We start from the raw sequence: 25,439 nt of genomic DNA, 5'->3' as shown, positions 1-25,439 counted from the left end.
CCGGGTCAATGCGTTCGTCCACCTTTCGGCCGGAAGGCCGGCAGAAAGCGAGTGAAACCAATGTGCCGATGGGCAGCCTATCGCGGAAAACCGCTCTATCTCGAGGAACTGGTCTCCTCGCCGGCCCACTCGCTGATCGAGCAATCCCATTGCGCGACGCGGGCGAAGACGGCGACGAACGGCGACGGTTTCGGGATCGCCTGGTACGGCGAGCGGCCGGAACCGGGGCGCTACCGCGATATCCTGCCGGCCTGGTCGGACTGCAACCTGAAAAGCCTCGCCCGGCAGATCCGCTCGCCGCTGTTTCTCGCCCATGTCCGCGCGGCGACCGGCGGCGGCACGCGGCGCGACAACTGCCATCCCTTCGTCCATGGCGTCTGGTCGTTCATGCACAACGGCCAGATCGCCGATTTCGAACATCTGCGCCGGCCGATGGAATCGATGCTCGACAACGATCTCTACGCCGCCCGCACCGGCGCGACCGATTCCGAGCTTCTGTTCCTGCTTGCCAAGCAGTTCGGTCTCGAGCGCGACCCGCTCGCCGCCATGGCCGAGACCATCGGCCTGGTCGAGCGGCTGGCGGCGCAGCTCGGCCGCAAGGTCCTCGTCCGCTTCACCGCCGCCTTCTCCGACGGGCGCACCCTTTATGCCGTGCGGTACGCCACCGATTTACACGCGCCGACGCTGTATGCCGCGCCGATGGACCGGACGGGCGGCTATTGCCTCGTTTCCGAGCCGCTCAACGACGACACCGATGCCTGGGTCGAAATCCCCGACGGCAGCGCCGTCGTCCTCGGCGAGGACGGCATCGACGTGCAGCTTTTTGCGCCCGGCAGCCACGCGCCGGCCAAAGGCAATCTCGCCGTGGCCGGCTGACGCGGCCTCTCGCTGGCAGCCGGGCGGTCGGGGCCGGCCAGGCCCGTCACGGCAGCGCCGCGAGCCTTTCGGCGATCAATGCCGCCAGGCGCGTGGCGACCTCGGCCTTGGCCAGGTCCGGCCAGGCGTCGACGCCGTCCCTGGAGACGATCCTGACGCTGTTGCGGCTGCCGCCCATGATGCCGGTTGCCGGCGAGACGTCGTTGGCGACGATCAGGTCGGCGCCCTTGCGCGTCAGTTTCTCGCGCGCATTCGCCTCCACGTCCTGCGTCTCGGCGGCAAAGCCGACGACCAGCTTCGGGCGGTCGGCATGATGGCCGATCGTCTTGAGGATGTCGGGGTTTTCGGCAAGCAAAAGCGGCGGCGGTGCCTCGCCCGGCTTCTTTTTGATCTTCTGCGTGCCGGCCGCAGCGACGCGCCAGTCGGCGACGGCCGCCACCATCACGGCGATGTCGGCGGGGAGTGCTGCGACGACCGCCGCCAGCATCTCCTCGGCGCGCTCGACATGCACGGTCGTGACACCGGCGGGATCCGGGATCTCGACCGGGCCGGAGACAAGGGTGACGTCCGCGCCGAGTTTGGCGAGCGCGGCGGCGATCGCGTGTCCCTGCCGGCCGGAGGAGCGGTTGGCGATGTAGCGCACCGGGTCGATCGGCTCGTGCGTGGGGCCGGAGGTGACGATCGCCTTCTTGCCGGCAAGCGGTCTCGGCCCGCCGTCCAGCATCCGTTCGGCGGCTGCTGCGATCTCCAGCGGCTCGGCCATGCGGCCAAGCCCGGCCTCGCCGCCCTCGGCCATCTCGCCGGCGTTCGGGCCGACGAAGCGGATGCCGTCGCCGGCAAGCGTCTCGGCGTTGCGCAACGTGGCGGGATGCGTCCACATCTTCGGGTTCATCGCCGGCGCGATCAGCACCGGACGGTCGGTCGCCAGAAGGACGGTCGAGGCGAGATCGTCGGCCAGGCCGTTCGCCATCTTCGCCATCAGGTCGGCGGTGGCCGGCGCCACGACGACGAGGTCGCAATCGCGCGCCAGCCGGATATGGCCGACGTCCTGCTCATCCTCGCGCGAAAACAGGTCGGTGAAGACATGGCCGGATGACAGCGCGCCGACGGCCAGCGGGGTGACGAACTGCTGCGCGCCGGCCGTCATCACCGGCACCACCGTCGCGCCGCGCTCGCGCAGCCGGCGGATCAGGTCGAGGCTCTTGTAGGCGGCGATGCCGCCCGAGATGATCAGAAGAATGCGCTTGTCCTTCAAGGTCATGAGCCGGTTCCATCCATGGCGATCAGGGCCGCCGCCGGGGCGGCAGGCAGAGTGAGGTTCCTAGCGCATAACCGCACGAACGGGAACGGAATTCCGCAATGTCCCGGAGCGGCCGATCGTGAGGCGTCGCTTCGCAAGGCAGGCCGGAAAAGGCGGGGCGCTTCGCCATCAGCTGCCCTCGTCGGGAATATTCAGGAGGTAGCCGCAGGCCTTGCAATGGACCGCATCGGCATCGTGGCGGCGCAGCCCGCATTGCGGGCAGGGGAAGGTGACCTTGGGCGGTCGCACGATCGTCTGCGCCAGCCGCACGAACAGCGAGATGCCAATGATCATCGTGACGATTGAGGTCAGCTTGCCGAGTGGACCGGGCAGGGTGATGTCGCCGAAGCCGGTGGTTGTCACGGTGGCGACCGTGAAGTACATCGCATCGATGAAGCCGCCGACGTGCTCGCCGTAGAAGAAGGTCGAGTAGACGAAGCCGGTGACGATGAACAAAAAGATCAGGAAGTTGACGCAGGCCTGGATCGTGTCCTCGTACTCGCTGTAGCCCCGCCGCTTCAACATCAGCGAGAACAGCCGGCTCTGGCTGATTGCCCAGATCCGCAGCGCCCGCAGGAAGGCGAAGTTGGCGAGCTGGTTGGGAAAGAGCAGCGTGGCGAGGATGAACAGGTCGACCCAGGTCATCGGCCGCCCGAGCCAGTAGCGCAAGCTTGGCGCCACCAGCATTCGCGCGACCAGCTCGAGCGCAATGATGACGGTGACGACGTAGTCGACGAGCAGATAGGCGTTGCCGGCGCGCAGGTACGGTCCCATCAGGAAGAAGACGATGATGGCGAGATCGACCATCATCAGGGAGAACTGGAACGCCAGCGCGCGGGGGTGGCTGCCATAGTAGAGGCTGCGCAGCCGATGGCGGATCGCCGCCATCACGGGTGCGGCTGTCTGGTCAATGTTCCGTCGTTCAGCCATTGCAACAATCTAGACCGGGCCTCCTGCGGGTCAAGCATGGCCGGGCCGCCGAGATGCGCGGGGTGGCGAAACGTCGCCCGGGTGACGGCGTGCGGGGCGCGACACGGCGTTCACAGCAACCGAGGACGCGCTGATGCGCCCCCTCGGCTGTCTTTTCGGCCCGCGCGGCGCAGTGCGGCGAAGGGCGGGGCCTATTCGGCCACGGCGGCCTGTTCGGTTTCTCCGGGCAGCCCGGTGACAACGTCGCTCGGCTGCTCGGTTTCGGGTTCGGCGGGAAGCTCCGTGACAACGTCGGCCGGCTGTTCGGCTTCCGGCTCGGTTGGGTTCTCCGTGACGACATCCGTCGGCTGTTCGACGTCGGGTTCGGTCGGCTGCTCGACGACGTCTGTCGGCTGTTCGGCGTCCGGCTCATCCGGCTGCTCGGTGACGACATCCGTCGGCTGTCGGGATGCCAGTTCATCGCGCACCTGATCGATCTTGCCGATCGAGGGGCCCACGCCCAGGACGTCCTTCGCCCAGTCCATGACTTCGGGATCGACGACCGCCGGCTCGCCCGGCAGCGCCGTATCGATGGTCTTGTTGGCGGCCGAAAGCAGGGCGGCGCTGAGCGCCTCGTCGCTCAGAGCCGGATCGACCGGCACCGCGTCGACGCCGTTCTCCAGCTCGAACTGCGCATAGGCCATGACGTAGGCGCGGACCGCGGCCATGCGCGGATCCTGCGAATTCATGTAGGCGTGATAGTTGCGCTTCAGCGAATTCAGGCTGCCGAGCTTGGCCGAGAGCGGCTTTTCTTCCGGGACCGGCAGCCTGGCGGTCGTCGTGACGGGGCTCGTCTTGGCCGGCTTGGACATCGGCCTCGACTTATCCACCGACGCGACCCTGGTCTTCGCCTTGGCATCATCCTTGCCGAAGAGCTTGTCGAGGGCCTTGGCGATCGGATCCTTCTTTTCCTTCGTCTCAGCCCGCGCATGCGCGGTTTCGGACTTGCCGCGTCCGGAGGTGTTCTTGCCTGCGCTCTTGTCACTCCCGCGACCCTTGTCGCCGCCGCCGCTCTTGTCGCTGCCGCCGCCCTTACCGCCGCTGTTTCCGCCGCCGCCGTTACCACCCCCGTTTCCGCCGCCGCCATTGCCGCCGCCGTTGCCGCCGCCATTGCCATCCTTGGCGAAGACGGACGCGGCGGTGAGCTTGGTCGGATTTTTCAGGTCGAGGCCGACCGGGACGGCGGCAAGCGTTGTTGAGATGCATGCCGCGAGGGCGAGGTTACCGATTCTGCGCATGGCGCAATCCTCCGAATTATTTATATTGCACGCCCCGGTGGAGCTTGGAGCCGGATTTATGCCGAATTTGTGGCGTGCCGGGCAGGCGGCTGATCACGACGCCAGAGCCTGCTCCTTAAACCGCGACCAATTCGATAAGATGAAGCTGCTAATTTTAGCGAGTGCGAAGTTAATGGCGCCGCCAGGGAGACTTCCGCTCGACACAGCGAAGCGGCCTCGGCGGCGCCGTGCGGTGGTTTGTGCCGGAACACCGAAAAAGGTTGCCGAAGGCCGCGCTCATCTGAGAGAATTGCCGCGGGAAACCCAGACGCGGTCAGGCGCGATCTGCATCCCGGTATCCTGTTGAAGCATCCCTGATCCTGTCGTCCCGCGACGCGGCGCGGCGGACAGTCGGCATTCCAGTTGTTTTGCAAACGCGAAGCCAGGAGGCCTTCACATGGTCACGTGGAAACCCGATCCAAGTTTCTATCCCTCACCGCGCATGGCGATGAAGGCGGCGCCCGAAACGCTGGCCTATGTCGCGGCATTCGACCCGAAGCGGGCCGTCCCGGACGAGCTCGCCGTCGTCGACGTCGATCCCGCCTCGGCGACCTACGGGCAGATCGTTCACACAGTCCCGATGCCCAACGTCGGCGACGAACTGCACCATTTCGGCTGGAACGCCTGTTCGTCGTGCCTCTGCCCCAACGCGCCGCATCCGCACGCCGAGCGGCGCTACCTGGTGGTGCCGGGGCTGAAATCGTCGCGCATCCACATCCTCGACACCAAGCCGGACGGCCGCAAGCCGGCGATCGTCAAGGTGATCGAGCCGCAGGAGGTGGCCGAGCGGGCCGGTTACTCGCGCCCCCACACCGTCCATTGCGGCCCGGAGGGCATTTATGTCGCAGCGCTGGGCAACCGCGAGGGAAAGGCGCCCGGCGGCGTCTTCCTGATGGACCACGAAACCTTCGAGGTCCGCGGGCAATGGGAACTGGACCGCGGGCCGCAGGAGCTTTCCTACGATGTCTGGTGGCACCTCGGCCACGACACCCTCGTCACCAGCGAGTGGGGGACGCCCGACACCTTCGAAAACGGTCTCGTGCCGGAAATCCTGCTCGGCGCAAAGTACGGGCGCAGGCTGCATTTCTGGGACCTGCACAAGCGCAAGCACCTGCAGACGATCGATTTCGGCGACAAATACCAGCTGGTGTTCGAGCTGCGGCCGGCACATGATCCGACCAAGGCCTATGGCTTCGTCAATTCCGTGGTGTGCCTGGAGGATCTGTCGTCATCGATCTGGGTCTGGCACCGCGACGGCGACAAGTGGGCCGTCACCAAGGTGATAGACATCCCCGCCGAGCCGGCCGATCCGGAACAACTGCCGCCGATGCTTCAGGGCTTCAAGGCGGTGCCGCCGCTCGTCACCGACATCGACCTGTCGATGGACGACCGGTTCCTCTACGTCTCCTGCTGGGGCACCGGCGACCTGCTGCAATATGACGTCTCCGATCCGTTCAAGCCGAAGCAGACGGGCAAGGTGCGGATCGGCGGCATCGTCTCGCGCGCCTCGCACCCGGGGGCGAAGAACGGCGCGCTCAACGGCGGGCCGCAGATGGTGGAGATCAGCCGCGACGGCCGGCGCGTCTACTTCACCAACTCGCTGTATGGCGCGATCGACGAGCAGTTCTATCCCGAGGGGCTGAACGGCTGGATGGTCAAGCTCGACGCCGGGCCCGACGGCGGCATCGCCTTCGACGAAAGGTTCTTCGTCGAATGGCCGAAGTCGCACCGGCCGCACCAGGTGCGCCTGCAGGGCGGCGACTGCTCGTCGGACTCCTACTGCTATCCGTGAAGCATGTCTCCCGAAACTGGGAACCGGTTTCGGGACAAAGAAAGGCGAAACAAGGATGTTAAAGCGTGGCAAGGGCAACTGACGGATCGCGACGCGCGCTAAGGTGAGAGGCTGCCGATGAACGACCTGTGGCCATGGCTGCTGCTGGCGGGGCTCGGGGCCTTTCACGGCCTCAACCCGGCGATGGGCTGGCTGTTCGCCGTCGCGCTTGGCCTGCATCGGCAGAGCGCGGCGGCGGTGGTCGGCGCGGTGCCGGCGATCGCCCTTGGCCATGCGGCGTCGGTCGGTCTGGTCGTGGCGATCACCATCATGGCGGGGCTGGTCGTCGAGCCGTCGCTGGTGCGGACGGCAACGGGGGCGGTGCTCGTCGCCTGGGCCGTCTGGCACCATCTCTTCGGGCATCGCCAGCGCGTGCGCGTCGGCATGACGACGGGGCTCGTCGGGCTGGCGCTCTGGTCCTTCCTGATGGCGACCGCGCATGGCGCCGGGCTGATGGTGCTGCCGGCGCTGACGCCGATCTGCCTGGCGTCGCCGCCGCTGGCGGCGGCGGGCGGCGGAAGCACGGCGGCGATGCTGGCGGCGGTCGCCGTGCACACCGGCGCGATGCTGTGCGCCATGGGCCTGGTGGCGCTTGCCGTCTACCGCTTCGTCGGGCTCGGCATCCTGCGCAGCGCCTGGGTCAATGTCGACGTCGTCTGGAGCGCGGTGCTGCTGCTGACCGGGGCGATGCTGATCCTGTGGTAGCCGGGGCGAGCGCTACCCGACCACCCAGGCAATATAGACAAGCGCCGCGGCGATCACCCACAGCGCGATCCGGCCCGAGCGGCCGTGGCGGGCCTCGGACTTGCCGATCGCCTCCGCCGTGGCGGCGTCGAAGCGCAGGCCGCTTTCGGCCATGGCGGTGAGGTCGCGCGAGAATTTTTCGGTCTTGGCGGCGATCTCGGGCGCGGCCTCGGCGAGCCGCAGGGCGGCATGCGCGCCGTCCTTCAGGTCGGCGAGGATGCGCTTGGGCCCGAGATTGTCGCGGATCCAGCCGCCGACGACCGGCTCGGAGGCCTTCCACATGTTGAAGCGCGGGTTGAGCGTGCGCGCCACGCCCTCGACGACGACCATCGTCTTCTGCAGCATGACGAGCTCGGTGCGCGTCTCCATGTCGAACAGCTCGGTGACCTCGAAGAGCAGGGTCAGCAGCTTCGCCATCGAGATCGTCTCGGCCGGCTGGCCGTGGATCGGCTCGCCGATCGCGCGGATCGCCTGGGCAAAGCTCGCGACATCGTGGCGCGCCGGCACGTAGCCGGCCTCGAAATGCACGTTCGCCACCCGCACATAGTCGCGGGTGATGAAGCCGTAGAGGATTTCGGCGAGGAAGCGGCGCTCCTTGCGCCCGAGCCGGCCGACGATGCCCATGTCGACGGCGACGATATGGCCCTGCGGGTCGACGAACAGGTTGCCCTGGTGCATGTCGGCGTGGAAGAAGCCGTCGCGCAGCGTGTGGCGCAGGAACGACTGGATCAGCGTGTCGGCGAGCGCGTCGAGGTCGTGGCCGGCGGCGCGCAGGCCGTCGAGGTCCGACATCTTGATGCCGTCGATCCACTCCATCGTGACGACGTCGCGGCCGGTGCGCTCCCAGTCGACCGAAGGCACCCGGAAGCCGGGATCGTCCTTCGTGTTTTCGGCGAGCTCGGAGATGGCGGCCGCCTCGAGGCGCAGGTCCATCTCGACGCGGGTCGTCTGCTCGAGCGTGCGCGTCACCTCGACCGGCTTCAGCCGGCGCGTCTGCGGCAGGAAGCGCTCCTGCAGATGCGAGGCGGCGTACATCGCCTGCAGGTCGTGGGTGAAGCGCTGGCGCACGCCGGGGCGGATCACCTTGACGGCGACGCGGCGCTCGCCGTTTGCATCGCGCACCGTTGCCGGGTGCACCTGGGCGATCGAGGCGGCGGCAATCGGTTCGCCGAAGCTTGCATAGAGGTCGGTCACCGGCCGGCCGAGCGAGCCCTCGACGGTGGCGACGGCTTCGGCCATCGGGAAGGTCGCCATCCGGTCCTGCAGCGCCGAGAGGTCCTCGGCGATCGCGACACCGACGACGTCGGGGCGGGTGGCGAGGAACTGGCCCATCTTTACGTAGGAGGGGCCGAGCCGCTCGATCGCGTGCGCGAGCCGGGCGCTGCGGTCTTCCTTGGCCGAGCGGCGACGGGCGAACAGGCCGGCGACCTTCGAGAGGAACCGCGCCGAGGGTGGCATTTCCTGCACCGGCAGCTCCGAGACGACGCCTTCGCGCACCAGCACCCAGCCGACGCGGGCCAGGCGGAAATAGGCAGCAGGCGTGGTCATGCGCGGCCCCCCCAAAGGCCGCAGGCGCGGCCGCGGGGCGTGCGGCGCAGGAGGCGGAGCGAGGCGGTCGGCGTCACGAAATCCCGCCGCATCAGAGCTTCCAGCCGGAATGGAGGGCGGCGATGCCGCCGGTATAGTTGGTGAAGGACACGCGCGAGAAGCCGGCCTTGCGGATCATCTCGGCAAAGTCCTGCTGGTTCGGGAACTTGCGGATGGATTCGACCAGGTACTGATAGGGCTCGGCCTCGCCGGTGACCATCTTGCCGAACTGCGGAATCGCCTTGAACGACCAGGCGTCGTAGAAGCGGTCGAGCAGCGGCACCTCGACTTCGGAGAATTCCAGCACGAGCAGCCGGCCGCCGCGCTTCAGCACGCGGTAGGCTTCGGAGAGCGCGACGTCGATGCGCGGCACGTTGCGGATGCCGAAGGCGATCGTATAGGCGTCGAAGCTGCCCGTCTCGAAGGGCAGCGCCTCGGCATTCGCCTCGACGAAATCGAGATTGGCGGACAGTCCCCTCTTTGCCGCCCGATCGGCGCCGACTGCGAGCATCGAGCCGTTGATGTCCAGCACGGTCGCGTGTGCGAGCCGATCGGAGGCCTCGACGATGCGGAAGGCGATGTCGCCGGTGCCGCCGGCGACGTCGAGCACGCGGTAGGCCGGATCCTTGCGCGGGTTGAGGGCGGCGATCATCGCGTCCTTCCAGGCCCGGTGCAGGCCGGCGGACATGATGTCGTTCATGATGTCGTAGCGCTTGGCCACCTTGTGGAAGACGTCGTTGACGAGCGCCTGCTTTTCGCCCGCACCCACCTGGCGGAAACCGTAGGAGGTTTCCATGCCGCCATTCGCCGACGTGCGTTCCCGATCGCTCATGCCTGTCTCCACCTGATGCGCCGCCGGCGGTGTCCCGCTCGCGCCGCGGTTGCGCGCCGGCGCGGTTTCGGCCTGCGGCATCGTCGCGCTGGTATATAGAATAAAGATGGGCGATAGGGAATTGCCGGGCTGCGGCAAATGCGCCGCACGGTTAAATCCGGTCAAGGAGCTGACAATGCCGGAATTGCCGGAGGTGGAAACGGTCAGGCGCGGTCTGGCGCCGGTGATGGAGGGGGCGGTGATCGCGCGCGCCGAGCTCCGGCGGCCGGACCTGCGCTTTCCCTTTCCCGACCGTTTCGCCGAGGTCGTTACCGGGCGAAGGGTGCTCGCGCTCGGACGGCGGGCGAAGTATCTGCTGATCGACCTCGAGGGCGGCGACGTCATCATCGCCCATCTCGGCATGTCCGGGTCGTTCCGCGTCGCGGACGGGGCGGGCGAGGCGGTGCCCGGCGATTTCCATGTTCCGCGCGGCAAGGACGAGCGGCATGACCATGTGGTGCTGCATCTTGCGGCCGAGGGTGGCCCGCGCCGCGTCATCTATAATGATCCGCGCCGCTTCGGCTTCATGGACCTGGCCCGGCGCGAGGCGCTCACCGAGCATCCCTATTTGCGCGATCTCGGCGAGGAGCCGACCGGCAACGCGCTGGATGCGGACTATCTCGCCGCGCGCTTGCGCGGCAGGAGCCAGCCGTTGAAGGCGGCGCTGCTCGACCAGAAGACGATTGCCGGTCTCGGCAATATATATGTGTGCGAGGCGTTGTGGCGGGCGCATCTGTCGCCGGAGCGGGCCGCGGGCACGCTGGTGACGGCGGCGGGCAAGCCGAGAAAGGAGCTTGCGCTCCTGACGGAGGCGATCCGCGCGGTGATCGCCGAGGCGATCGAGGCGGGCGGTTCGACGCTGCGCGATCACATCCGCGCGGACGGCTCGCTCGGGTATTTCCAGCATTCGTTTTCGGTCTACGATCGGGAGGGCCAGGCCTGCCGAACGCCCGGCTGCAAGGGGACCATCGGTCGCATCGTCCAGAGCGGGCGCTCGACCTTCCAGTGCGTGGCCTGCCAGAAATAGGCAAAGGGCGGGTCGATCGGGCCGGCGGTCGCGCCGCCCGGCCGAACGGGCCAAAAACCCCGAATTCTGAATCGGTGCAGCGCCGGCACCGGCGTGGCATTTCTTCAATTTGCGCGTTGACGCGCCTGCCAATTCCCGCTATACGCCGGCCACAGTTTTGGAAAGCCCCTTGGTTTTCCGATATTGCTCCCGAATTGCTTGTATGACAGGTCGTAGTGACCCGGCACGGCGAAGGCGGAGTTTGTGTCTGGTATCTGAAGAGAGGCATCCATGGCCAATACCACTTCGGCGAAGAAGGCGACCCGCAAGATCGCTAGCCGTACTGCAATCAACAAGGCGCGCCGTTCGCGCGTTCGCACCTTCGTCCGTCAGGTCGAGGAAGCCATCGCTGCCGGCGATGCTGCCGCGGCCGCTGCGGCGCTGAAGGCAGCCCAGCCGGAACTGATGCGCGCCGCCACCAAGGGCGTGCTTCATTCCAACACAGCTTCGCGCAAGGTGTCGCGACTCGCCCACCGCGTAAAGGCCCTCTCGGCCTGATCTCGCCAAGCGAGCTATGCAAATTTAGAGGAGCCCGGCGGATTCGCCGGGCTTTTTCTTTGCCTTTTTGTCGCCGTTATGGTTAACGTGCAAAGCTGCCTCATGGCGGCATCATGACAAAAGAAACACTTTAAAAACAAAGACTTATGCGAGGATGGTGACGGCGATGCCACCTGGGGTGGGGGCAATTGCGGCAGCTTATGAGTCAAGCGAATAATTATTTTTTTTGATTCGCGCCGGCGTTGAAACCCCGGAAAAATCAAAGCCATTGATTCATAACAGATTCTTCGCAAGCCCCTGTTTCCTGAGTCAAATTGCGTTCCCGGAGTCAACGGCCACGGCTTAATATTGCGTAAAATAGGGCATTGATTCTACCGTTTGATCCTGCCTAAATGCCTTCCACAGGGGGCGCACACGCAAGCGTAAAGAAACGCCAAACACTGCTCGTTCGGGTGGTGGGAGACGGTTCGACCCTGTAGCGGAGTGCATAGCTCTGTCTCATCTGACACCGGGAGCAGCTGACCGGCCGCCGCATCAAGGAGGCCGGAGCGGTAATTTTTGCCGTCCAACAGCCGTGTCCGGTGGAGCCGCGAGGACGGCAGCCAGGGTGAGGCTGAGGGAATGCCCGCGCGCGATCGGTACGAGGAGTTCGCGCAGCGGGAGGGCAGTTTGGACGGCGCGGCCGATGGCCGCGATCGCCGGAACTGCCGCAAAAATGCTGATCGCGTCCGGTAGTGGGGGCGACGCGGCCAGCAGACCGAGACCGCCCGCCGATGATACCGGCGACGCGGTGGAGGATGGAAATGTAAAGGGTGCCGGCATGACTTGCCGGCGCGTCGACTGAACTTGAAAGGCGGCAAAATGCAAACGAACACGGCTACGTCTGTAGGTGCATTCGGAAACGGGGATCATGCGCTTAACGCTATCGCGGAAGGAAGCGATAAGCCGGGGGACACATCCGGGACCAGGCATGACGCCCTCTTTGAGCGGGTGAGCGCGCGCCTCAAGGCGCAGGTAGGCCAGGATGTCTATGCAAGCTGGTTCGGCCGGCTGAAGCTTCACTCCCAGTCCAAGAGCGTCGTGCGGCTGTCCGTGCCGACGACCTTCCTCAAATCCTGGATCAACAACCGCTATCTCGACCTCATCACCTCGCTCTTCCAGCAGGAGGACGCGGAAATCCTGAAGGTGGAAATCCTCGTCCGCACCGCGACGCGCGGCGCCCGTCCCGGCACGGAAGAGGTTGCGTCGGCCAGCGACGCCGCGCCGGCCGCCCAGCCGCGCCGCGCCGCCGGGCCGCAACCGATCTCCCAGGTCGCCGCCGGTATCACGCCGCAGGCCGCGCCGCAGCGCCAGCCGACGCAGGCCGGCACGCTCTTCGGCTCACCGCTCGACCAGCGCTACACGTTCGAGGGCTTCGTCGAAGGTTCGTCCAACCGGGTGGCGCTCGCCGCCGCCAAGACGATCGCGGAAGCCGGCGCCGGTGCGGTGCGGTTCAACCCGCTGTTCATCCATTCCAGCGTCGGTCTCGGCAAGACGCATCTTCTGCAGGCGATCGCCAATGCGGCCCTTTCGAGCGCCCGCAGCCCGCGCGTCGTCTACCTGACCGCCGAGTACTTCATGTGGCGCTTTGCCACCGCGATCCGCGACAACGACGCGCTATCGCTGAAGGAGACGCTGCGCAACATCGACCTCCTGGTCATCGACGACATGCAGTTCCTGCAGGGCAACTCGATCCAGAACGAATTCTGTCATCTGCTCAACATGCTGCTCGATTCGGCCAAGCAGGTCGTCGTCGCGGCCGACCGGGCGCCGTGGGAGCTGGAATCGCTCGATCCGCGCGTCCGCTCGCGCCTGCAGGGCGGGGTGGCGATCGAAATGGAGGCGCCGGACTACGAGATGCGCCTGGAGATCCTCAAGCGCCGCCTCGAGGCCGCCCGCCAGGAGGACGCGTCGCTCGACATCCCGGCCGAGATCCTCAGCCATGTCGCCCGCAACATCACCGCCAGCGGCCGCGAGCTCGAGGGAGCCTTCAACCAGCTGCTGTTCCGCCGCACCTTCGAGCCGCAGCTGACGATCGAGCGCGTCGACGAACTGCTGTCGCACCTGGTGGCCGCCGGCGAGCCGCGGCGGGTGCGCATCGAGGACATCCAGCGGGTCGTCGCCAAGCACTACAACGTCTCGCGCCAGGAACTGGTCTCGAGCCGGCGCACGCGGGTCGTCGTGATGCCGCGCCAGATCGCCATGTATCTGTCCAAGACGCTGACGCCGCGCTCCTTCCCGGAGATCGGCCGGCGTTTCGGCGGCCGCGACCACACCACGGTGCTGCATGCCGTGCGCAAGATCGAGGATCTGATCGCCTCGGACACCAAGCTGAGCCATGAGATCGAGCTGTTGAAGCGCCTGATCAACGAGTAAGCAAAAACGCGCCTGGGGGTGCGGCCCTTGAGCCCGGGGGATACGAGGCCCCGGGCTTCTTTTTGCCTTGTGGTATAGCCGGCTAAAGCACAACGCGCGGACGTTCCGGTCCGCGCGTTGTGCTTTTTGCTTTTGGGCGTGTCGCAAGCCTTTGACCCGAAACCGGTCCCCGCTTCCGGGAGGCAGGTCGGGAGGCAGGGGGTGGCGGTGCAGGGGCGGCGTTTCCCCCCGGTGTCGTTGATGTTGCGCGGCTATGGGCCGCCGCGCCGGGCACAGCAATCGCCTACGCCCGGAAGCGGCTCGCGCGCCGCGTACGCCACGGTTTTACCCAGACAGGGCGGCCCGGCGGTCAGACGCCCGCGTTATAGGCGGCCAGCGCCGCCATGTTGACGATGTCAGAGTCCTTTGCGCCCATCGAGACGATCTGCACCGGCTTGTCGAGGCCGACGAGCATCGGGCCGATCACGGTCGAGCCGCCGAGTTCCTGCAGCATCTTCGTCGAGATCGAGGCGGAGTGGAACGCCGGCATGACCAGCACGTTGCCGGGGCCGGAGAGGCGGCAGAACGGATACTGCTCCATGATCTTCGGGTTGAGCGCCACGTCGGCGGCCATCTCGCCGTCAAACTCGAAGTCGACGCGGCGCCTGTCGAGGATCTTCACCGCCTCGCGCACGCGCTCGGAACGCTCGCCGGTCGGGTGGCCGAAGGTGGAATAGGCGAGCATGGCCACGCGCGGCTCGTAGCCGAGCTTGCGGGCAAGGCCCGCGGCCTCCTCGGCGATGTCGGCCAGCTCCTCGGCCGAGGGCATGTCGTGCACGGCGGTGTCGGCGACCAGCACGGTGCGGCCGCGGCAGAGCGCCAGCGAGGCGCCGATCACCCGGTGGCCGGGTTTGGCGTCGATGCAGCGGCGCACGTCCTCCAGCGCGGTGGAATAGTTGCGCGTCAGCCCTGTGACCATCGCGTCCGCATCGCCGAGCGCCACCATGCAGGCGGCGAAATGGTTGCGGTCGGTGTTGATCAGCCGCTGGACATCGCGGAACAGGTAGCCCTTCCGCTGCAGCCGGGCGTAGAGATAGTCGGTGTAGGCGTCGTTGCGCTTGGAGATGCGGGCGTTGAGCAGCTCGATCCCCGGCCGGTCGAGGACGATGCCGGCCGTTTCGGCGACGCTGCGCATGCGCTCCTCGCGGCCGAGCAGGATGGCGGTGCCGAGCTGCTGGTTGGCGTAGGAGACGGCCGCGCGCATCATCTGCTCTTCCTCGCCCTCGGCGAAGACGACGCGCTTGGGATGGCGGCGGACGCGGGCATAGATGTTCTGCAGCGTCGAGGCGATCGGGTCGCGCCGGGCTTTCAGTTCGCGCGCATAGGCGTCGAGGTCGAGCAGCGGCCGGCGGGCGACGCCGGTGTCCATCGCCGCCTTCGCCACGGCGACGGGAATGGCGGAGATCAGGCGCGGGTCGAACGGCACGGGAATGATGTACTGCGCGCCGAAGCGCGGCCGGTTGCCCTGATAGGCGGCGGCGACATCGTCGGGCACGTCCTGCTTGGCCAGGTTCGCAAGCGCCTCGGCCGCGGCGATCTTCATCGCGTCGTTGATCGTCGTCGCGCGCACGTCGAGCGCGCCGCGGAAGATGTAGGGGAAGCCGAGGACGTTGTTGACCTGGTTCGGATAATCCGACCGGCCGGTGGCGACGATCGCGTCGTCACGGATGCGGGCGACCTCCTCCGGCGTGATCTCCGGATCGGGGTTGGCCATGGCGAAGATGATCGGCTGCGGCGCCATCGACTTGACCATCTCCGCCGTCAGCGCCCCCTTGGCCGACAGGCCGAAGAAGACGTCGGCACCGTCGAGCGCCTCTTTCAGGCTGCGGCGGTCGGTCTTGACCGCATGCGCCGACTTCCACTGGTTCATGCCCTCCTCGCGTCCTTGGTAGATGACGCCCTTGGTGTCGCAGAGGATGACGTTGTCGGCGACGAAGCCCATCGCCTTGATCAGCTCGATGCAGGCGATCGCCGCGGCACCCGCGCCGTTGCAGACGAGCTTCGTCGTCTTGAAGTCGCGGCCGGTCAGCGCCAGCGCGTTGATCAGGCCGGCGGCGGCGATGATGGCGGTGCCGTGCTGGTCGTCGTGGAAGACGGGGATGTCCATCAGCTCGCGCAGGCGCTGCTCGATGATGAAGCAGTCCGGCGCCTTGATGTCCTCAAGGTTGATGCCGCCGAAGGAGGGGCCGAGATAGCGCACGCAGTTGATGAACTCGTCGACGTTCTCGGTGTCGACCTCGAGATCGATCGAATCGACGTCGGCGAAGCGCTTGAACAGGACGGACTTGCCTTCCATCACCGGCTTGGAGGCGAGTGCGCCGAGATTGCCGAGGCCAAGGATCGCCGTGCCGTTGGAAATGACGGCAACCATGTTGCCGCGGGTGGTGTAGTCATAGGCGCGCGAGGGATCCTCTGCGATCGCCTTGACTGGAGCGGCAACACCGGGCGAATAGGCCAGCGACAGGTCGCGCTGCGTCGCCATCGGTTTGGTCGGCGTGATTTCCAGCTTGCCGGGCCGGCCATGGACGTGAAAATCCAGCGCTTCCTGATCGGTTACGCTCGCAACTGCCCGTTTCGTCTTGCCGGTGTCCGCCATCGGTACTCCCCATGTCTAGAAGTCAAGCTCCTGTGGGAAGCGCCGACGCGGCACCCCTCAGGTGTTGTGTTCTATAGCGACCCGCGGCTAGGGTGACACTTCTTTTTTTAGATGAACAGTCTTTCCGTGAACGACCAAATCGTGCGCAACAGCGACATACTGACGACCGCCGAGCTCGCCAGCCAGGCAAGCCGCGCATCGGCGACGCCGATGATGGAGCAGTATATCGAAATCAAGGCGAACAATCCCGACAGTCTGCTCTTCTACCGCATGGGGGATTTCTACGAGCTGTTCTTCCAGGACGCCGTCGACGCGGCCCGCGCGCTCGGGATCACCCTGACGAAGCGCGGCCAGCACATGGGGCAGGACATCCCGATGTGCGGCGTGCCGATCCACGCCGCCGACGACTACCTGCAGAAGCTGATCGCGCTCGGCTTCCGCGTCGCCGTCTGCGAGCAGGTCGAGGACCCGGCCGAGGCGAAGAAGCGCGGATCGAAATCGGTGGTGCGCCGCGACGTCGTGCGGCTCGTCACGCCGGGCACGCTGACGGAAGAAAAGCTGCTCTCGCCGTCCGACGCCAACTACCTGATGACGCTGTCACGCCTCCGCAGCGGTGCGGAGCCGTCGCTGGCGCTGGCCTGGATCGACATCTCCACCGGCGTCTTCCGGCTGGCCGAGACGACGCCGCAACGCCTGCTCGCCGACATCCTGCGCATCGAGCCGCGCGAGCTGATCGTGCCCGACACGCTGTTTCACGACCCGGAGTTCCGCCCGGTGATCGACGTGCTCGGCCGGGTCGTCGTGCCCCAGCCGGCGGTGCTGTTCGACAGCGCCACGGCGGAAGGGCGGATCGCGCGCTATTTCGACGTCGGCACGCTCGACGGCTTCGGCACGTTCTCGCGCGCCGAGCTGTCGGCGGCCTCGGCGGCGATTGCCTATGTCGAGAAGACGCAGATCGCCGAGCGCCCGCCGCTCGGGCCGCCGGAGCGCGAAAGCGCGGCGTCGACGCTGTTCATCGATCCGGCGACGCGGGCGAACCTGGAGCTGGTGCGCACGCTTTCCGGCGACAGGAACGGCACGCTGCTGAAGGCGATCGACCGCACCGTGACGAGCGGCGGCGCCCGGCTCTTAGCCGAGCGGCTGATGTCGCCGCTGACCGACCCCGAGCCGATCAACGAACGCCTCGATTCGATCGCCGCACTCGCCGATCGGCCGTCGTTTGCCTCCGACCTGCGCGATGTGCTGAAAATGTTGCCCGACATGCCGCGGGCGCTGTCGCGGCTCGCACTCGGCCGCGGCGGACCGCGCGACCTCGGCGCGCTGCTGCAGGGGCTGCGGGCGGCGGATGCGGTGGCGCGGTTGATGGCGCAAGAGGCGCTGGACGGCGAACTGGCCGCAGCCCTCGCGGCTATCGCCGCCCTGCCCGGTGAGCTGGCGCGGCGGCTGGAGGCGATGCTGGCCGACGAACTGCCGCTCCTGAAACGCGACGGCGGTTTCATCCGCGAGGGGGCGGATGCGGAACTCGACGAAATGCGCGGCTTGCGCGACCAGTCGCGCCGGGTGATCGCCGGGCTGCAACTGCAATATGCCGAGGAGACCGGCGTCAAGTCGCTGAAGATCAAGCACAACAACGTGCTCGGCTATTTCATCGAGGTCTCCGCGGGCAACGCTTCGGCGCTGACGGATGGCGACGAGGCGAAGGCCCGCTTCATCCACCGCCAGACGATGGCGGGCGCAATGCGCTTCACGACGACCGTGCTCTCCGAGCTGGAGACGAAGATCGCCAATGCGGCGGACCGGGCGCTGGCGATCGAGCTTGCCGCCTTCGACGCGCTGAGCGAAGCGGTCGTCGCCGAGGCCGATGCGATCAAGGCGGCCGCGCGGGCGCTTTCGGTGGTCGATGTTTCGCAAGGGCTGGCGGTGCTTGCCGAGGAGCAGGCCTATTGCCGGCCGGTGGTCGACCGCTCGAAGATGTTTGCCATCGTCGGCGGCCGCCATCCGGTGGTCGAGCAGGCGCTGCGCAAACAGGCCGGCAATCCTTTCGTTGCCAATTCCTGCGACCTGTCGCCGAAGGGCGGCATGGGCGCCAAGGGGGATGGCGCGATCTGGTTGCTGACCGGGCCGAACATGGGCGGCAAGTCCACCTTCCTGCGCCAGAACGCGCTGATCGCCATCCTCGCGCAAATGGGCTGTTACGTGCCGGCCGAAAGCGCGCACATTGGCATCGTCGACCGACTGTTTTCGCGCGTCGGCGCCTCGGACGATCTCGCCCGCGGGCGCTCGACCTTCATGGTCGAGATGGTCGAGACGGCGGCGATCCTCAACCAGGCGACCGAGCATTCGCTCGTCATCCTCGACGAGATCGGCCGCGGGACGGCGACCTTCGACGGGCTTTCGATCGCCTGGGCGGCGGTCGAGCACCTGCACGAGGCCAACCGCTGCCGCGGCCTGTTCGCCACCCATTTCCACGAGCTGACGGTGCTGTCGGAAAAGCTCGCCCGCCTTTCCAATGCCACGATGCGGGTGAAGGAGTGGGATGGCGAGGTGATCTTCCTGCACGAGGTCGGGCCAGGTGCGGCCGACCGCTCCTACGGCATCCAGGTGGCGCGGCTCGCGGGGCTGCCGCCGTCGGTGGTGGCGCGGGCGAAGGACGTGCTCGCCAAGCTGGAGGACGCCGACCGCAAGAACCCGGCGAGCCAGCTGATCGATGACCTGCCGCTGTTCCAGGTGGCGGTGCGCCGCGAAGAGGCAAAAAGCGCCGGCGCGTCGAAGGTGGAGGAGATGCTAAAAGCGCTCAGCCCGGACGACATGTCGCCGCGCGAGGCGCTGGAGGCACTCTATGCGCTGAAGCGGGAGGTCTGCAAGGGGTAGGTGTCGAGCCCGGCTGACCCCAGCGCCCGGAACGACTGTCGCGGCGCGCCGAAAAAGGCTATACGCCTTGCACACCCAAGGGCGATGACCTGGCACTGAAGGGTGACGATGGAGCAACAGAAAGCGGGCGGCCGGCATTCGATGGACAGCAAGGTTACTGCTCCGGGCCATTCGGGCCTGCTCGATATCGCCGCCCTCAAGGGGCGTTGCGAGTTCATCGCCAGCGCGCTTGCCGACTACCGCGACCAGATGCGCAAGGCGCTGCTCGGCGAGCTGAAAAAGGCCTATACGGAAGGGTGCGAACAGGCGCGCGAACTGCTCTTCGTCGACGGCAGCGGACTTGCCTGTGCCGCGCGGCTCTCCTGGCTGCAGGACCAGATCATCACGGTGCTGCACGATTTTGCCCTGAACCACATCTTCAACGCCGCGCTGGCGCCCGAGGCCGCGCGCATCACCGTGACCGCCGTCGGCGGCTACGGGCGCGGCACGCTGGCGCCCGGCTCGGACATCGATCTTCTCTTCCTGCTGCCGGCCAAGCCGGCGCCGTGGAGCGCGCCGGCGATCGAGTTCATGCTCTACATCCTGTGGGACATGGGCTTCAAGGTCGGCCACGCGACCCGCAGCATCGAGGACAGCATCGAGCTTTCCAAGGGCGACATGACGATCCGCACCGCGATCCTCGAGGCCCGCTATCTCTGCGGCTCGCGCCCGCTGTTTGACGAGCTGTGGACGCGCTTTACGCACGAGATCATGCGCGGCACCGGCCCGGAGTTCATCGCCGCCAAGCTCTCCGAGCGGGACGAGCGGCATCGCAAGGCGGGCGACACGCGCTACCTGGTGGAGCCGAACATCAAGGAGGGCAAGGGGGGGCTTCGCGACCTGCACACGCTCTTCTGGATCGCCAAGTACCACTACCACATCCGCGACACCGAAGAACTGGTGAAGCTCGGCGTGCTCTCCCGTCACGAGTTCAAGCTGTTCCAGAAGGCGGAAGACTTTCTCTGGGCCGTGCGCTGCCACCTGCACTTCCTGACGGGCAAGGCCGAGGAACGACTGTCCTTTGACGTCCAGCCCGAGATCGCCGCCTCGCTCGGCTACCAGCCGCATCCCGGCCTGTCGGCGGTGGAGCGCTTCATGAAGCACTATTTCCTGGTGGCCAAGGACGTCGGCGACCTGACACGGATCTTCTGCGCCACGCTGGAGGATCAACAGGCCAAGGAGGCGCCGGGGATTACGGCGGCGATCAGCCGCTTTGCCCGCCGCAACCGCAAGATCCCGGGCACGCTCGATTTCGTCGACGATCGCGGGCGCATCACCATCGCCGATCCGGAGGTGTTCAAGCGCGATCCGGTCAACCTGATCCGGCTGTTTCACATCGCCGATCTCAACGGGCTCGAGTTTCACCCCGATGCGCTGAAGCTCGTCACCCGGTCGCTGAGACTGGTCAACAACGCGCTGCGCGAGAACGACGAGGCGAACCGGCTGTTCCTGTCGATCCTGACCTCGCCGCGCGATCCGGCGTTGATCCTGAGGCGGATGAACGAGTCCGGCGTGCTCGGCCGCTTCATCCCCGATTTCGGCAAGATCGTCGCGATGATGCAGTTCAACATGTATCACCACTACACCGTCGACGAGCACCTGATCCGCTCCGTCGGCGTGCTGGCGGCGATCGACCAGGGACGCGAGGCCGAGGCGCATCCGCTCGCCGCCCAGATCATGCCGGGGATCGAGGACCGCGTTTCGCTCTATGTGGCGGTGCTGCTGCACGACATTGCCAAGGGCCGCCCGGAGGACCATTCCGTCGCCGGCGCCCGGGTGGCGCGCAAGCTCTGCCAGCGTTTCGGGCTTTCGCCGAAGCAGACCGAGACGGTCGTCTGGCTGATCGAGGAACATCTGGTCATGTCGATGGTGGCGCAGACGCGCGATCTCAACGACCGCAAGACCATCGTCGACTTCGCCGACAAGGTGCGCTCGATGGAGCGGCTGAAGATGCTGCTCGTGCTGACCGTCTGCGACATCCGCGCGGTGGGCCCGGGCGTCTGGAACGGCTGGAAGGGCCAGCTGCTGCGCACGCTCTATTACGAGACCGAGCTGCTGCTTTCCGGGGGGTTCTCCGAGGTTTCGCGCAAGGAACGCGCCAGGTTTGCGCGCGAGAAGCTGCACGAGGCGCTGCTCGACTGGCGCGAGGGAGATCGCAGCGCCTACACCCAGCTGCACTACGATCCCTACCTCCTGACGGTGCCGCTGGAGGACCAGGTGCGCCACGCGGAATTCATCCGCGGCGCCGACAAGGCGGGCCAGGCGCTCGCCACGATGGTGCGCACCGATTCCTTCCACGCGATCACCGAGATCACGGTCCTGTCCCCGGACCATCCGCGCCTGCTGACGGTGATCGCCGGCGCCTGTGCCGCGGCCGGCGCCAACATCGTCGACGCGCAGATCTTCACGACCTCCGACGGCCGCGCCCTCGACACGATCCTCGTCAACCGCGAGTTTCCCAACGATTCCGACGAGATGCGCCGCGCGGCCAGCGTCGGCCGGATGATCGAGGACGTGCTCTCCGGCCGCAAGCGGTTGCCGGAGGTGATCGCGACGCGGACGCGCGGACGCAAGCGGTCGAAGACGTTCACGATTCCGCCGGCGGTGACGATTTCCAACACGCTGTCGAACAAGTTCACCGTCATCGAGATCGAGTGCCTCGACCGGCCGGGCCTGTTGTCGGAGGTGACGGCGGTGCTGTCCGACCTGTCGCTCGACATCGCCTCGGCGCACATCACCACCTTCGGCGAGAAGGTGATCGACACCTTCTACGTGACCGATCTGCTCGGCCACAAGATCACCAACGAGAACCGGCAGAACAACATCGCCGCCCGGCTGAAGGCCGTCATGGCCGAGGAGGCGGACGAGGCGCGTGACCGGATGCCGTCCGGCATCCTGGCTCCGGCGGGCACACAGGCAGGGACAAGATCCAAAGAATGAGTCTGGTCAAGAAATTCGCGACCGTCGGCGGGGCGACGCTCGGCAGCCGCATCCTCGGTTTCGCCCGCGAGACGCTGATGGCGGCGGCCCTCGGCACCGGGCCGATGGCCGACGCCTTCTATGCGGCGTTCCGCTTTCCCAACTTGTTTCGCCGGCTGTTCGCCGAGGGCGCCTTCAATGCCGCCTTCGTGCCGCTCTTCGCCAAAGAGATCGAGGCGGGCGGCATCGACGGCGCCAAGCGCTTCTCCGAGGAGGTGTTCGGCGTCCTGTTCACGGTGTTGATGATCATCACCATCGCCATGGAACTGGCGATGCCGTGGCTGGTGGCCTGGGTGATCGCGCCGGGCTTCGTCGGTGAACCGGAGAAATTCGAGGTGACGGTGGAACTGGCGATCGTCATGTTCCCCTATCTGATGTGCATGTCGCTGACGGCGATGCTGTCGGGCATGCTGAACTCGCTGCATCATTATTTCGCCGCGGCCGTGGCGCCCGTGTTTCTCAACGTCGTGCTGATCGGGGCGCTTGGCCTTGCGCTCTACACCGGCGCTGCGCCGCTCGAAACGGCCTGGTACCTCTCCTGGGGCGTGCTGGCGGCCGGCGTGCTGCAGATGGCGGTGCTCTATGCCGGGGTGCGCCACGCCGGCATGCGCATCGGCTTCCGCCGGCCGCGGATGACGCCCAACGTCAAGCGGCTGCTCTGGCTGGCGCTGCCGGCGGCGGTGACCGGCGGCATCACCCAGATCAACCAGATCATCGGCCAGATGATCGCCTCGACCAAGGACGGAGCGATCTCGGTGCTGCAATATGCCGACCGTGTCTACCAGCTGCCGCTCGGCGTCGTCGGCATCGCCGTCGGCGTCGTGCTCCTGCCCGAGCTGGCGCGGGCCCTGAAGGCCGGGCACGACAAGGAGGCCGGCAACCTGCAGAACCGCTCGATGGAGTTCGTGCTGTTTCTGACGCTGCCGGCGGCCGGCGCGCTCTGGGTGATCTCCGACGAGATCGTCCGGGTGCTTTACGAGCGCGGCGCGTTTTCGCCGGAAACGACCTCCGTCGTCGCCGGGACGCTGGCGATCTACGGGCTCGGATTGCCCGGCTTCGTGATGATCAAGGCGCTCAATCCGGGCTTCTTCGCCCGCGAGGACACGAAAACGCCGATGCGCATCACCATGGTCTCGGTGGCCGTCAACTGCGTGCTCGCCGTTTCGCTCTTTCCCTTCTTCTACGAGCGCGGCATCGCCACGGCGGAGGCGACCTCCGGCTGGCTGACGGCGATCGTCCTGTTCGCAACGCTCGTCCGGCGCGGCCACTGGCCGCTGGAAAGGGCGCTGGCCTGGCGCGTGGCACGGCTTGTGATCGCCACCGTGATCATGGCCGTCAGCCTCGACTACGCCTCCGAGGCGCTGGCCGGCAGGCTGGCGCCGACATCGCCGCTGCTCGACCAGGTCACCGCGCTCGGCGCGCTGGTCGGGCTTGCCATGGCGGTCTATTTCGGCGTGGCCTTCCTCATCGGCGGCGCCGACCTCGGCATGATCCGGCGCAGCGTGCGCCGCAAGGCCGCGGCAGAACCGGACACGCCGGCAGGCGGCGACTGAGGGCGCGGTCGCCCGTGATCGCAAGAGCGGCCGCGGCCGCTCAACGCATGGCCACCGTCGTAGTCTCTTGCGTCTTTTGCTTTTTCAGGCGCGCCAGGCCGCGGCCGCAATAGTTCCAGCGCCGGCTCGGTCCGACGTCGACATGGACGATGCCGTTGCAATAGGTGCCGATGCCGCCGATGCCCGGCGCCGATCTGGCCGCAGCGATGATCTTGTTGACCGCAACGCCGGGGATCCGGATGTCGGCCGCCATGCATTTGCGGTGATAGGAGCCGCGGCGACCGCCGGAGCGGTGGCCGGAGGTGACGAGCGGACGCCGGCCGGTCTGGGCGGCGATATGCGCCAGGACCGCGTGCAGTTTGCCCGGGAAGCAGCTGTGCCGAACGCGGGGCGTCTGGGTCGCATAGGCCAGCGTGACCCGGGCCTTCGGCGTCCGCAACGGTACCTTCATCGGATCGCCGGCCCGCGCTTCGTCCATGACGAGCGACGACAGCGTGAACAGGCCGGCCAGCAGGATGGAACAGGCATTTCGCATGATACCTCTCCCTTTTGCCCGTCAGGCGTGCTGACGGTGTCCCCCTTCTGCCCCAGCGAGAATTGAAATCCAGAAAAAGGCTTTTCTACGGATAAAATTGCTAATATTAGATCATCCTTATGGAGTAGGGGTAGGCGCGGCATCCGGTCCGCCCGATTGCGCGTGGGGCCGGTGTTGCGTGATGGAACGCCCCTTGATTGTGGCTTTGCCGCCGTGCATAAGCGCGCACGTGAACCTGTTGCAGCGATCGCTGCTTGGGCCCTCCACCAGCCTCACGAGGACAACATGACCGCATTCAAGCCGCTCGTCTTTTCCGGCGTTCAGCCGACGGGCAACCTGCATCTCGGCAACTACCTCGGCGCGATCCGCAAGTTCGTCGCCCTGCAGGAAAGCAACGACTGCATCTATTGCGTCGTCGACCTGCATTCGATCACCGCGCAACTGGTCCACGAAGACCTGCCCGGCCAGATCCGCTCGATCGCCGCCGCCTTCATCGCCTCCGGCATCGACCCAAAAAAGCATATTGTTTTCAATCAGTCAGCGGTGCCTCACCATGCCGAACTGGCATGGGTGTTCAATTGCGTCGCCCGCATCGGCTGGATGAACCGGATGACCCAGTTCAAGGACAAGGCCGGCAAGGACCGCGAGAATGCCTCGCTCGGACTGCTGGCCTATCCGAGCCTGATGGCGGCCGACATCCTCGTCTATCGCGCCACCCACGTGCCGGTCGGCGACGACCAGAAGCAGCATCTGGAACTGGCCCGCGACATCGCCATGAAGTTCAACCTGGACTTCAAGGAGAAGATCCGCCGCACCGGTACGGGCGTCGACATCACGGTCGGCGACGAGCCGGTGCACGCCTATTTCCCGATGGTCGAGCCGCTGATCGGCGGGCCTGCGCCACGCGTCATGTCCCTGCGCGACGGCACCAAGAAGATGTCGAAGTCCGATCCGTCCGACCTGTCGCGCATCAACCTGATGGATGATGCCGAGACGATCTCGAAGAAGATCCGCAAGGCCAAGACCGACCCCGACGCGTTGCCGAGCGAGGTCGAAGGGCTGAAGGATCGGCCCGAGGCGGAGAACCTCGTCGGCATCTATGCCGCGCTTGCCGACACGTCGAAGGCGAAAGTGCTGTCGGAGTTCGGCGGCCAGCAGTTCTCCACCTTCAAGCCCGCGCTGGTCGATCTCGCCGTCAGCGTCCTTTCGCCCATCACGGCGGAGATGCGCCGGTTGATGGACGACACCAACCACATCGACGCCATCCTGCGCAGCGGCGGCGAGCGGGCGCGCGAGCGGGCCGAGAAGACAATGGGCGAAGTCTCCGACATCATCGGCTTCCTGCGCTGAGACCGCCGTGCCCGCGCCCTTTTCCGGCGAGCCGGGAGGGGGC

The 25,439-nt window shown here is 66.7% G+C and carries 17 protein-coding genes; 10 read left to right on the top strand and 7 right to left on the bottom strand.

Features of this window, described 5'->3' with window-relative positions; genetic code table 11:
• Positions 1-60 precede the first annotated feature (60 nt).
• Positions 61-876 carry a class II glutamine amidotransferase gene (locus JNC62_RS15920; protein WP_374839999.1) on the top strand — a complete coding sequence of 272 codons (816 nt, stop codon included), beginning with the start codon at positions 61-63 and terminating at the stop codon, positions 874-876.
• Positions 877-922: 46 nt separating this feature from the next.
• Here JNC62_RS15920 and coaBC read toward each other — a convergent pair whose 3' ends face one another.
• From coaBC to JNC62_RS15905, 3 genes are all read right to left on the bottom strand, one after another.
• The gene (gene coaBC, locus JNC62_RS15915) at positions 923-2,137 is read right to left on the bottom strand and encodes a bifunctional phosphopantothenoylcysteine decarboxylase/phosphopantothenate--cysteine ligase CoaBC (protein ID WP_374839998.1); all 1,215 of its coding nucleotides are present in this window, start codon (positions 2,135-2,137) and stop codon (positions 923-925) included.
• 168 nt (positions 2,138-2,305) lie between these two features.
• A complete protein-coding gene (locus tag JNC62_RS15910) occupies positions 2,306-3,106 on the bottom strand; it encodes a potassium channel family protein (protein WP_374839997.1) in 801 nt (266 codons plus the stop codon).
• A 191-nt stretch (positions 3,107-3,297) separates the two neighbouring features.
• The gene (locus JNC62_RS15905) at positions 3,298-4,383 is read right to left on the bottom strand and encodes a hypothetical protein (protein WP_374839996.1); all 1,086 of its coding nucleotides are present in this window, start codon (positions 4,381-4,383) and stop codon (positions 3,298-3,300) included.
• Between the two features lie 436 nt (positions 4,384-4,819).
• Between JNC62_RS15905 and JNC62_RS15900 the strand changes: the two genes are divergently transcribed.
• Entirely contained in the window at positions 4,820-6,214 is a 1,395-nt protein-coding gene (locus JNC62_RS15900) for a selenium-binding family protein (protein ID WP_374839995.1), read from the top strand.
• A gap of 117 nt (positions 6,215-6,331) precedes the next feature.
• Positions 6,332-6,958, top strand: coding sequence for a hypothetical protein (locus tag JNC62_RS15895; RefSeq protein WP_374839994.1), 627 nt, complete (start codon positions 6,332-6,334; stop codon positions 6,956-6,958).
• A 12-nt stretch (positions 6,959-6,970) separates the two neighbouring features.
• On the opposite strand, the gene ubiB is transcribed toward JNC62_RS15895, so the two are convergent.
• Together ubiB and ubiE are read right to left on the bottom strand one after the other, a co-directional pair.
• Positions 6,971-8,545: a 2-polyprenylphenol 6-hydroxylase gene (ubiB, locus tag JNC62_RS15890; RefSeq protein ID WP_374839993.1), complete on the bottom strand. Its 1,575-nt coding sequence runs from the start codon at positions 8,543-8,545 to the stop codon at positions 6,971-6,973.
• A 91-nt stretch (positions 8,546-8,636) separates the two neighbouring features.
• Complete coding sequence (ubiE, locus tag JNC62_RS15885; protein WP_374839992.1) at positions 8,637-9,416, bottom strand: bifunctional demethylmenaquinone methyltransferase/2-methoxy-6-polyprenyl-1,4-benzoquinol methylase UbiE; 780 nt, start codon at positions 9,414-9,416, stop codon at positions 8,637-8,639.
• A 175-nt stretch (positions 9,417-9,591) separates the two neighbouring features.
• Here ubiE and mutM point away from each other — a divergent pair, with 175 nt between their 5' ends.
• From mutM to dnaA, 3 genes are all read left to right on the top strand, one after another.
• Positions 9,592-10,482, top strand: coding sequence for a bifunctional DNA-formamidopyrimidine glycosylase/DNA-(apurinic or apyrimidinic site) lyase (gene mutM, locus JNC62_RS15880; protein WP_374839991.1), 891 nt, complete (start codon positions 9,592-9,594; stop codon positions 10,480-10,482).
• A 270-nt stretch (positions 10,483-10,752) separates the two neighbouring features.
• The gene (rpsT, locus tag JNC62_RS15875; RefSeq protein ID WP_374839990.1) at positions 10,753-11,019 is read left to right on the top strand and encodes a 30S ribosomal protein S20; all 267 of its coding nucleotides are present in this window, start codon (positions 10,753-10,755) and stop codon (positions 11,017-11,019) included.
• Between the two features lie 861 nt (positions 11,020-11,880).
• Positions 11,881-13,434 carry a chromosomal replication initiator protein DnaA gene (gene dnaA / locus JNC62_RS15870; protein ID WP_374839989.1) on the top strand — a complete coding sequence of 518 codons (1,554 nt, stop codon included), beginning with the start codon at positions 11,881-11,883 and terminating at the stop codon, positions 13,432-13,434.
• Positions 13,435-13,783: 349 nt separating this feature from the next.
• Here dnaA and JNC62_RS15865 read toward each other — a convergent pair whose 3' ends face one another.
• Complete coding sequence (locus tag JNC62_RS15865; protein WP_374839988.1) at positions 13,784-16,069, bottom strand: NADP-dependent malic enzyme; 2,286 nt, start codon at positions 16,067-16,069, stop codon at positions 13,784-13,786.
• Between the two features lie 126 nt (positions 16,070-16,195).
• Here JNC62_RS15865 and mutS point away from each other — a divergent pair, with 126 nt between their 5' ends.
• The 3 genes from mutS to murJ all read left to right on the top strand — a co-directional run bounded on the left by mutS (position 16,196) and on the right by murJ (position 23,511).
• Positions 16,196-18,940, top strand: coding sequence for a DNA mismatch repair protein MutS (gene mutS / locus JNC62_RS15860; protein WP_374839987.1), 2,745 nt, complete (start codon positions 16,196-16,198; stop codon positions 18,938-18,940).
• A gap of 141 nt (positions 18,941-19,081) precedes the next feature.
• Positions 19,082-21,919, top strand: a complete 2,838-nt coding sequence (locus tag JNC62_RS15855) for a [protein-PII] uridylyltransferase (RefSeq protein ID WP_374840065.1) — start codon at positions 19,082-19,084, stop codon at positions 21,917-21,919.
• Positions 21,916-23,511 (top strand): murein biosynthesis integral membrane protein MurJ, encoded by a 1,596-nt coding sequence (gene murJ, locus JNC62_RS15850; protein WP_374839986.1) that lies wholly within the window; start codon positions 21,916-21,918, stop codon positions 23,509-23,511. Before JNC62_RS15855 ends, murJ begins: the two co-directional genes overlap by 4 nt.
• Positions 23,512-23,551: 40 nt before the next feature.
• Here murJ and JNC62_RS15845 read toward each other — a convergent pair whose 3' ends face one another.
• Positions 23,552-24,046, bottom strand: coding sequence for a YcbK family protein (locus JNC62_RS15845; RefSeq protein ID WP_374839985.1), 495 nt, complete (start codon positions 24,044-24,046; stop codon positions 23,552-23,554).
• A 285-nt stretch (positions 24,047-24,331) separates the two neighbouring features.
• Between JNC62_RS15845 and trpS the strand changes: the two genes are divergently transcribed.
• The gene (gene trpS / locus JNC62_RS15840; protein WP_374839984.1) at positions 24,332-25,396 is read left to right on the top strand and encodes a tryptophan--tRNA ligase; all 1,065 of its coding nucleotides are present in this window, start codon (positions 24,332-24,334) and stop codon (positions 25,394-25,396) included.
• Positions 25,397-25,439: the final 43 nt, after the last annotated feature.

Origin of the sequence: Mycoplana ramosa, assembly GCF_041930185.1 — a bacterium.
Lineage (GTDB): Bacteria > Pseudomonadota > Alphaproteobacteria > Rhizobiales > Rhizobiaceae > Mycoplana > Mycoplana ramosa.
Note: the sequence above shows the minus strand (reverse complement) of the source record. Positions and strands in the feature narration are given on the sequence as shown.

Coding starts and splice junctions, on each gene's coding strand:
- JNC62_RS15920 (WP_374839999.1), top strand. CDS start 61: ATGTGCCGATGGGCAGCCTATCGCGGAAAACCGCTCTATCTCGAGGAA.
- JNC62_RS15895 (WP_374839994.1), top strand. CDS start 6,332: ATGAACGACCTGTGGCCATGGCTGCTGCTGGCGGGGCTCGGGGCCTTT.
- coaBC (WP_374839998.1), bottom strand. CDS start 2,137: ATGACCTTGAAGGACAAGCGCATTCTTCTGATCATCTCGGGCGGCATC.
- murJ (WP_374839986.1), top strand. CDS start 21,916: ATGAGTCTGGTCAAGAAATTCGCGACCGTCGGCGGGGCGACGCTCGGC.
- dnaA (WP_374839989.1), top strand. CDS start 11,881: ATGCAAACGAACACGGCTACGTCTGTAGGTGCATTCGGAAACGGGGAT.
- mutM (WP_374839991.1), top strand. CDS start 9,592: ATGCCGGAATTGCCGGAGGTGGAAACGGTCAGGCGCGGTCTGGCGCCG.
- ubiB (WP_374839993.1), bottom strand. CDS start 8,545: ATGACCACGCCTGCTGCCTATTTCCGCCTGGCCCGCGTCGGCTGGGTG.
- rpsT (WP_374839990.1), top strand. CDS start 10,753: ATGGCCAATACCACTTCGGCGAAGAAGGCGACCCGCAAGATCGCTAGC.
- JNC62_RS15855 (WP_374840065.1), top strand. CDS start 19,082: ATGGACAGCAAGGTTACTGCTCCGGGCCATTCGGGCCTGCTCGATATC.
- JNC62_RS15905 (WP_374839996.1), bottom strand. CDS start 4,383: ATGCGCAGAATCGGTAACCTCGCCCTCGCGGCATGCATCTCAACAACG.
- ubiE (WP_374839992.1), bottom strand. CDS start 9,416: ATGAGCGATCGGGAACGCACGTCGGCGAATGGCGGCATGGAAACCTCC.
- JNC62_RS15910 (WP_374839997.1), bottom strand. CDS start 3,106: ATGGCTGAACGACGGAACATTGACCAGACAGCCGCACCCGTGATGGCG.
- JNC62_RS15865 (WP_374839988.1), bottom strand. CDS start 16,069: ATGGCGGACACCGGCAAGACGAAACGGGCAGTTGCGAGCGTAACCGAT.
- trpS (WP_374839984.1), top strand. CDS start 24,332: ATGACCGCATTCAAGCCGCTCGTCTTTTCCGGCGTTCAGCCGACGGGC.
- JNC62_RS15845 (WP_374839985.1), bottom strand. CDS start 24,046: ATGCGAAATGCCTGTTCCATCCTGCTGGCCGGCCTGTTCACGCTGTCG.
- JNC62_RS15900 (WP_374839995.1), top strand. CDS start 4,820: ATGGTCACGTGGAAACCCGATCCAAGTTTCTATCCCTCACCGCGCATG.